The sequence below is a fragment of the Carboxylicivirga sp. genome, from assembly GCF_982718395.1.
On record NZ_CEXQWX010000218.1, the window covers coordinates 1 to 8,525 of the forward strand.

At 35.4% G+C, this 8,525-nt stretch carries 4 protein-coding genes; all 4 read left to right on the forward strand.

Annotated elements, in window-relative coordinates; all coding sequences use genetic code 11:
- Window positions 1–444 precede the first annotated feature (444 nt).
- Complete coding sequence (locus AC4MRQ_RS23600) at window positions 445–1,350, forward strand: S1 family peptidase (RefSeq protein ID WP_491200191.1); 906 nt, start codon at window positions 445–447, stop codon at window positions 1,348–1,350.
- A 245-nt stretch (window positions 1,351–1,595) separates the two neighbouring features.
- Window positions 1,596–5,405: a hybrid sensor histidine kinase/response regulator transcription factor gene (locus AC4MRQ_RS23605; RefSeq protein WP_491200192.1), complete on the forward strand. Its 3,810-nt coding sequence runs from the start codon at window positions 1,596–1,598 to the stop codon at window positions 5,403–5,405.
- A gap of 278 nt (window positions 5,406–5,683) precedes the next feature.
- Window positions 5,684–7,378 carry a hypothetical protein gene (locus AC4MRQ_RS23610; protein WP_491200193.1) on the forward strand — a complete coding sequence of 565 codons (1,695 nt, stop codon included), beginning with the start codon at window positions 5,684–5,686 and terminating at the stop codon, window positions 7,376–7,378.
- Window positions 7,379–7,419: 41 nt separating this feature from the next.
- Window positions 7,420–8,525, forward strand: a 1,106-nt coding sequence (locus AC4MRQ_RS23615) for an arylsulfatase (RefSeq protein ID WP_491200194.1), incomplete at its 3' end; no start/stop codon positions are given.

Genomic DNA, 8,525 nt, shown 5'->3' on the forward strand with positions numbered 1-8,525 from the left:
AGATAAAGATTATAATTCGACTTTTATCAAAGAATACTCCATAACTGGTGTACCACGCTTTATTTTAATCGATCCGCAAGGTAATATAGTCAGAAAGGAAGCTCCCCGCCCTTCTGATCCTCGATTAATAGACTTGTTTAATAGCCTTGATATTTAGGACAATTTGAATGGATCGAATAAGTTAATATGTGTGGATTTGGTGTAGTTGGTAGCAGACTATGCCTCAATTAAGCTGGATGGTTCAATATATCATTCGGCTTTTTCTTTATGCTTTTGTCACCTGATCATTAGAATTGTGAGTTATATATATCCTAAAATGAATCTAATCATTAATATTCATAATCGAGTGATTATGATTTTAATCCGGAAATTAAGGGTTGCTTGTCACCTAAATAAAGGTTTCATGGGTAATATGGTTGTAATGTACTTATAAACTGATTTAATATGCAAAGAACTACAACTAATTGGGTTAATTCAAAAATGTTTATTGTCTTATGTTTTAGCTTACTGCTTCATATGGCCTTGATTGCCCAGGAGCAAAGAGAAAAGAAAGGTGCTAATCCATTAACAACCAAGGATGGTGTTTTAAATGATGGTAAAATAAAGGACTATGTCATTAATAAATGTTCAGAGCTGTATGAGGATGGTCAAGCAGTAAGTATCATGGATTTATTTAAAAATGTAGGTGGAAGCTTTGATTTACAAAAGGTTAAAGCTTCAAAAAATGAATCGTTCGACTATGAAAAACAAAAAGAGGGTGTGTTGATAATGGCCAAACTTTATTTATGTGATAAATGTCCCAATTTTCATGCTAATACATCAAGTGGCTTTGTTATAAGTAAAGATGGATTATGCGTGAGTAATCATCATATTTTTGCTCAAACAGAAGACGATAAAAATACATACCTGGGCATGTTTGCAGTTGATTGTAAAGGGAATGTGTTCCCGGTTACTAAAATTCATGCTATTGATGAGAAAAAGGACTTAGCCATATTCAAAGTTGACACTAGAAAGCCCTTGAAACCATTAGAAATAAGTTCTTCTGATGCCTCGATTAGTCATGATGTTCACCTAATTAGTCACCCATTTACGGAGTATTATTCCTACTCATATGGTAAAGTTACCCGGTATTATATATCACCGGTTAAAGAAAGTCTGAGAGCGAGCATTACAGCTGATTTTGCTTTAGGCTCCAGTGGTGCTCCGGTAATGGATAATAATGGCAGAGTTGTAGGTGTGGTATCTTCAACTTTTGCTTTGAATGCAGCTGAAAACGAAGCACAGATGGTGGTAAAACAGATTGTTCCTGTTTCAGAGATTTACGAGTTAGTTAAAAACAGCCAATTGTAAAATATTATCAATTCATAGGTAGCTGGAAGAACGCTTTGTCCGACTCTGGATAAAAATATAAGAGTTAGCTCAAAGCGTTCTTTTTGTATAGCATTAGCAAATGTTACGCTCCTATCTCAAAGCTAATCAGGCTTTTCAAATAATAAATCGAAATAATCGTATCATATTTGGGCTGATAATTTCATACGAAAATCAGAAAATAGCTAATATTGCAGCGATAAACCCAATTTATTAATGGCTATGATATGAGGCAAATGTTGATCCTTTTATTTCTATGTGTAATTGGAATTCATAAGGTTTTGTCCATTGATACCAGGATGTTTCATGCAGGTATCAAGCTAACCGAGATACCTATTATTGACGATCTGCACTCCAGGGAAATATTTCAACTCAAGAAGGATAAATATGGTCAGCTTTTAATTGTAACACCTTTCTGGTACGCCTCGTTTGATGGTTATAACATCAAATCCAACCGCACGTTTTACAAGATATCTCAGCTTCAGTTTGAAGAGGGGAAAGCATATTATGCCAAAGGCCGAAAACTTGTTTGCAAAAGTGATACATCAGAAGAGAAACTGTTTAAAGCAGAGAGCAGAATTTTGAATTTCCTTATCAATGATAATCTAATTGTATACATTACACGTGATGGAGTGTATCAATACGATCAATTATCCCGGAATTCATCTGTAATAAATGATCAGATAAAATTTGATGTAAGTGACAGGATTGCCATTATGGAGTTTGGGGGTAACCTATTACTGCATCATAACAACATCTTGTATAAAGTTTTTGAGAATGATATAGAACAAATCCATAAAGATGTTGGCTTTGCAAGTAATTTGAATGGTCAATTGTATCTATATGGAGCTAAAGAAATACGTATTTATAATAATTCCTTTGATTTAATAAGAAAGTATTCTTTAGACCTTGAACTCCCCTTAGTTAATTGTTTAACGACATTCAATAATCAATATTGGTGCGGAACAGATAACGGTATGTTTGTATTTGACAAAGAATTTAAGCTACAGCAAAAAGTGGGGTTCATTGAAGGAGTAAAAAACACTTTGCCAGGTCCTGAAGTTAAATCTCTGTTAGCTGATGGAAACAAAACCTGGATTGGTACAAATGCAGGTTTGTGTTACTTTAAATTAAGTAATAAACGGTTTGAAAAGCTAAACACTTTTGCAGATCTTGAAGCTAATGACATTAAGAGTATTATTGGCCATACAGATGAGTTTATATACCTGATAGATCAGGATGGTCAGGTTCTCAAAGCCAGTTCTTATAATTCAACGGCAGAAGTTTTCTGCAAGGATTCTAAAGCTAAGTTTGGAATTCTTGATCAACAAGGATGCTTAATACTATACACGGATAAGGGATTGATTTACTTAACTAAGAACGGTTCACTCAAACAAGTTATACTGGATCAGTCAGAAATAAAGATGATTGATGTCTCAGGGCTGTACTTGTTTGCTTTATCAGACAATAACCAATTGTTAATTTTTAAGTTAGACGATGGTTTTTATAAAAAGCTTAAAGAGATTGATTTATCCAATCTGAAATTTTCTATATTAACAATCAGTGCTTTGCATAACGATGAAATTCTCCTTGGCACACAAAAGCAAATACTAAAAATAAGCGTTGATTCAGATCACCATGAATTTATAAATACAGAATTTGCAGTTAGAAGGGGAAGTAAAATTTGGAAGATTAATGCTGCCAATGATAGTCTCATTTGGGTATCAGATTCTCAGGGGCTTGTACAAATTGACTTAGAGCAAAAAAAAGTACGAGAGTATGTATTCCCGGACAAAGAAATTTACCGATTAAGTGAACTGATTATAGATAAGAAAGGAGATTGTTGGGCTACTTATGACAGGGGAATTTTACATTTCGCTGGCGATCGATCAGATATTAGGATAATAAAATACAATTCACTCCCGGTTAAGTTTTTTGGTAAAAAAGCCATCCAGCATGGTATTGATTATTTCTTCTGGGGAGAAGAAGAAGTTCTTAAAATGAATATTGTTGATGAAGTTAATGTAAAGCCAGTTGTAAATGTGTTTTTTTCTAATGTAAAGATCAACCATCGTACCTTGGAAGAGAAGAGTCAAGACTATAAAGGTGTTTATGTGAATGATATAGAACACCTGCAATTAACGCATGATGAAAACAATATTGAAATAGAGATTTTTTCTACTGAACTTACGGAGAAGTGGAACACTTATTATGCATATAAATTAGAAGGTCTATCAGAGAAATGGAATTACTTAAGAGCGAATCAGAAAACAATAAGGTATACAAACTTACCATCCGGGGATTACAATCTATTGGTTAGAGCAACGGATAGAGATGGTGTTTGGTCGGATCATTTTAAGAAGCTGAAAATTACTATCGATAAGGCATGGTGGAAGTCTAGCTTATTTTATGTAACAATGATCATATTATCGCTATTGAGTATTGCTTTGCTTTGGAGAATAATGTTGCTACGGGAACGAAAGAAAGCAAATAGAAAAAGGGAAGAAGAGATACGACATCAACAATATGAAATGGCGACATATAAGGAGCGGTTATATGTCAATTTAGCACATGAATTTAAGACACCCCTCTCATTAATTGTTGCGCCCGTCAAGAGGTTATTGTCGCAATCCGATGTAACACAGGATCAATTAAAATCGGAATTAGTCTTTGTTAATCGCGCAGTTGACAGATTACAAGTGCTGATCAATAAAAGTGTTAAGATTGAAACCGATAATAAAGCCATCGAATTTACAAGGCAAGTGGTGGATTTAGCAATGATCTGCTCAAAAGTAATTGAGCTGTTTGCAAGTGAGTTGAAGCAAGATGAGTCACAAATTCAATTTATATCTCAGATAAATAATTCTGAAATATTAGGCTCACCAGAATATCTTGAAGACTTAATTTGTAACCTTGTTTCCAATGCGATTAAACATGGAGAAAAGCGAGGTGATGTCACCATCCGATTGTGTGAAAGTGAAAAAGAGTTGATTTTGCAGGTTGAGAATTTTGGTAAAAGCATTCCGAAAGATGAAAAAACTAAAGTATTTGATCGCCATTACCACAGTCAGCAATCTAAAAACTCTTCAGGTATTGGTTTAGCTTACTGTAAAGAAATTGTATCACAGCATAGTGGAATTATCAGTGTTCATGATAATAAACCCTCTGGTACTATTTTTCGTGTGCAAATTCCAAATATTAAGAAAAAGCCTGATAAAAGTATAATTACAGAAGGGATTACTGCAGTAACAAAGGACTCAAAAGAAACAGGAAATAACAGTTATAGAATGCTCATTGTCGAGGACGATAGGGATTTACAAGAGTATCTGTTTGGTTATTTTAAGAATCGATTCAACTGCTATGTTGCAAGTAATGGAAATGAGGCCTTGAATATGGTTAAAAACATTATGCCGGATGTTATTGTATCTGATGTGATGATGCCGGTCATGGATGGCTTTGAGTTTTGTAAACGAGTTAAGTCGAATGTTGAGATTTCGCATATTCCAGTCATACTTTTAACAGCTAAGTCTGGTGAGAGAAATCATTTGGAAGGTTTGAACATTGGAGCTGATATATATTTTCAAAAGCCTTTTGAAATCAATATTCTGGATAGTCAAATTAAAAATCTGATGCTCCTTCGAAAGCAAATAAAAGAGCAATTTCAGAAACGAATTAAGGCAGACTTTACTGACTTAGCACATTCAGTTGCGGATGAACAGTTCATCCAGAAAATAAATGAATATATTGATTCAAGACTTTCCGAAAATTCGCTAAGCATTGAGGGGATGGCTAAAGATATTGGAATGAGTAGGTCAGCTTTATTTAAGAAAACCAGGGCCTTAACAGGATTATCACCCAATGAATTTATCATTAAGCAAAGAATCTCTAAAGCCTGTATCCTTCTCGAAAAAACAGATTTATCGATTAAGGAAATTGCAAATCAGGTTGGATATGAGGATAATAAGTACTTCAGCAGGATTTTTAAGAAGATAACGGAAAAAACAGCATCAGAATATAGAGGTAACTTAAAAGGATAGGGAGGTGGCATAGTGATTGGTCAAATAGCAAACTATTGTACCTTCTTCAATCTGTTTTAGATGCATTTTATATTAGCAGCACTCTGACTTTATCATCATTTTTCATGGAAGTATTCAGGTGGGTATATTATCCAAAGTAAATCAATATTGGATTATTGTTGAAAATTGGTGGACTAATGGGTAAAATATGAGTGTTCAGTTAATTAGTATAAAAAAATGATATACTTTTCCATTGTTTTATCTTTTAACCAGTCTTACTAATTGAAACTAAAATTAAAATGCAAATCGATAAAAAAGTGCATAAAAGGGAAAGGTTACTCAAGGTTTTAATAAAAACAGGAATAACAACTCTAATTTGCATTCTGCTTTTATTGGGGTGTACATCGAATAACAATTCACCAAACTTAGTTCCTCAATCTTCCGGAACTTCGCCAAATTATTGGTGTACCTGGTATTGGCAGAATTACTTAATAAAAAAAGGTGAAAAGGTCGATAATCCAGACTCTAAAAATGTTTACACCAATAGTGCGGCTCGTAATGAATTGACTCAAGAAAGTGTGTTTGGGAAAGATGGTATGGCTGTTGTTATTTTACCCAAAACCAGAAGCGATTACTACTTTTTAATAGACCATGGGTGGCAAAATAAACGTATCAAAAATAATACCTTCTTTACGGGTATTATGGATACATTGGATTTTCCTAAATATGCTCACTTGGAGCCCAAAGACCGCATTAAACAAATGAATAACGATATTAAGGCACTTGGTTGGAAAGGTCTTGGTTTATGGTATCGTGGTAATCCAACAAAAGAGTATATGCATCAATTGGTAGAGTGGAGCAAGTATGCAGGAATCGAATACTGGAAGATTGATGGAGGAGATATAGGTCATTACTATGCAACTCAGATAAGGGACGAGATTTATCCTGAGTTGGTTTTAGAGCACATAACCGGAACCGGACCATTAAATTCCAAGTGGGATGTTCAAGGATTAGATTACTACCCTTCAGTATATAGTGTTACAGAACAGGTACAGCAAACATTACAATCAAATGCAGGGACAACATTAAATAAAACATCTAAAAAGGCAATAAAATCTTTTGATGTAATTAAAAACACAGATGTTTTTCGTACTTACGATGCAGCTCCATTATTGGTAAGCACTGTAACTTTAGGGCGTGTACACGATATTCTTGCATATACAGCTGGGAAGTCCGAATATACTGCATTATTAAATATTCAAGATGATTGTAATATTGCAGCAGCTTTAGGACTGACTGTTGGAGTTAAGCGTCATCCTATGAATACACCCAGAATGTATAATGGGAAGGATTTTCATGCGCAGATCGCTGGTGATCGCCGAGTGGATAAGCGCTTAAACGAAATGGATCGATTGGCCATATGGCAAAGAATTGCACCTCCGATGAAGGCTGGCTACGGAGATTATAATTATTCTTCAAACAACCTGATTGACAGCATTGAATTTCAGAAAGAGCACACGTGGTATGTAGCTTCACACGGAAAGATGGTGCGTCAGAGTGCTCCGGCCGTTATGGCCAGGAATATTGCTCTTCCGGAAGTAAGAAGCAATGATTTAGCTCCATATGTAATGGCTTCAAAATTTCCAAATGGAGCAGTAGCAATCACAACTGAGGGACGAGTAACTCCAGAAAATAGTTGGATTGAGCCCAAAGCGGATATTACACTTAAAGAAGCAACGGTTAATTATCCAATCGGGATATTTGGACATTATAAGTCATTGACTTTGAACTTTGGTAAACGTTTGCCAGAAGATATTGTGATTTATGCACAGGACTTGCTGTCAAATAAGGCTATTAATATTACTAATCAGGTCTCTATTCGAAGTGCTAGTGTTACCATTCCAGGTAAACTAATTGATGAAATTGGAACAAGTGAGAATGATTCAGGTGACATTTCCGTTCCAGGGATGGTTGTAAAAATTATAAATGAGTAGTTTAGATAAAGCTTATAGTTTGTTCTTTTAAGAAAGTTATGATGAAAAATTATATCAAATTCCTGGCAATTAGTACGTTTTTATTAATCGTTTCATGTAAACAGGAGAAAGAAGAATTTCCCAATGTAATATATATCCTTGCCGATGATCTGGGTTATGGAGATTTGTCGTGCTATGGACAAAAGAAATTATCAACTCCCAATATTGATAATATTGCCAGGGAGGGAATAAGGTTTACAAATCATTATTCAGGTAATACAGTATGCTCACCTTCAAGAGCTGTTTTAATGACGGGCCAACATTCCGGACATGTACATTGTCGAGGAAACATGGGAACTGAAGGGTTAGGGGCATTGGATTCGACGATGATTACCCTTCCTCGTTTATTTAAAAATGCAGGGTACGCAACAGGTGCTTATGGAAAATGGGGACTTGGAATTACTTGTAATCCAGGAAATGAAAATCCTTTGACGCATGGCTTCGATCACTTTACCGGGTGGAAAAGCCAGATGATTGCGCATACCTATTATCCATCTTCTATTGTGAGAGATGGAAAAGAGATTCCTTTAGATTCAGGTACTTATATTCATGACTTAATTATGAATGATGCTTTTGACTTTATTAAGTCCAGCGTTAAGAATGATAAACCGTTTTTCTGTTACATACCAACTGCAATACCTCATGCCGCAATGCATGCGCCTAAGCATTTGCATGATAAATGGCGCAAACAATTTCCTCAATTTGAAGAGAAGATTGGCAGATATGGTGCCGGACCAGGTGAACTTTGTCCGCCTGTTATAAACCCAATAGCTGGATTTGCAGCCATGATGAAGCATTTAGACAATCAGGTCGGTGAAATAATGATGCTTCTGAAAGAACTGGGAGTTGATGAAAATACGATAGTGATGTTCACCAGTGATAATGGTTCGCATCTGGAGGGAGGCCACGACCCTCGTTTTTGGGATTCAAACGGTCCTTTAAGAGGTCATAAACGTGACCTGTATGAAGGTGGTATACGGGCTCCTTTTGTGGTAAAATGGCCAAAAGTGATCAAAGCGGGTTCTGTATCAGATCATCCAAGCGCTTTTTGGGATATAATGCCAACTATGGCAGATATTCTGAATTTTGATACACCTAAGCAGTCAGA

Excerpts from the sequence above, each read along its gene's own strand:
- AC4MRQ_RS23610 (WP_491200193.1), top strand. The coding sequence starts at position 5,684 with ATGCAAATCGATAAAAAAGTGCATAAAAGGGAAAGGTTACTCAAGGTT.
- AC4MRQ_RS23600 (WP_491200191.1), top strand. The coding sequence starts at position 445 with ATGCAAAGAACTACAACTAATTGGGTTAATTCAAAAATGTTTATTGTC.
- AC4MRQ_RS23605 (WP_491200192.1), top strand. The coding sequence starts at position 1,596 with ATGAGGCAAATGTTGATCCTTTTATTTCTATGTGTAATTGGAATTCAT.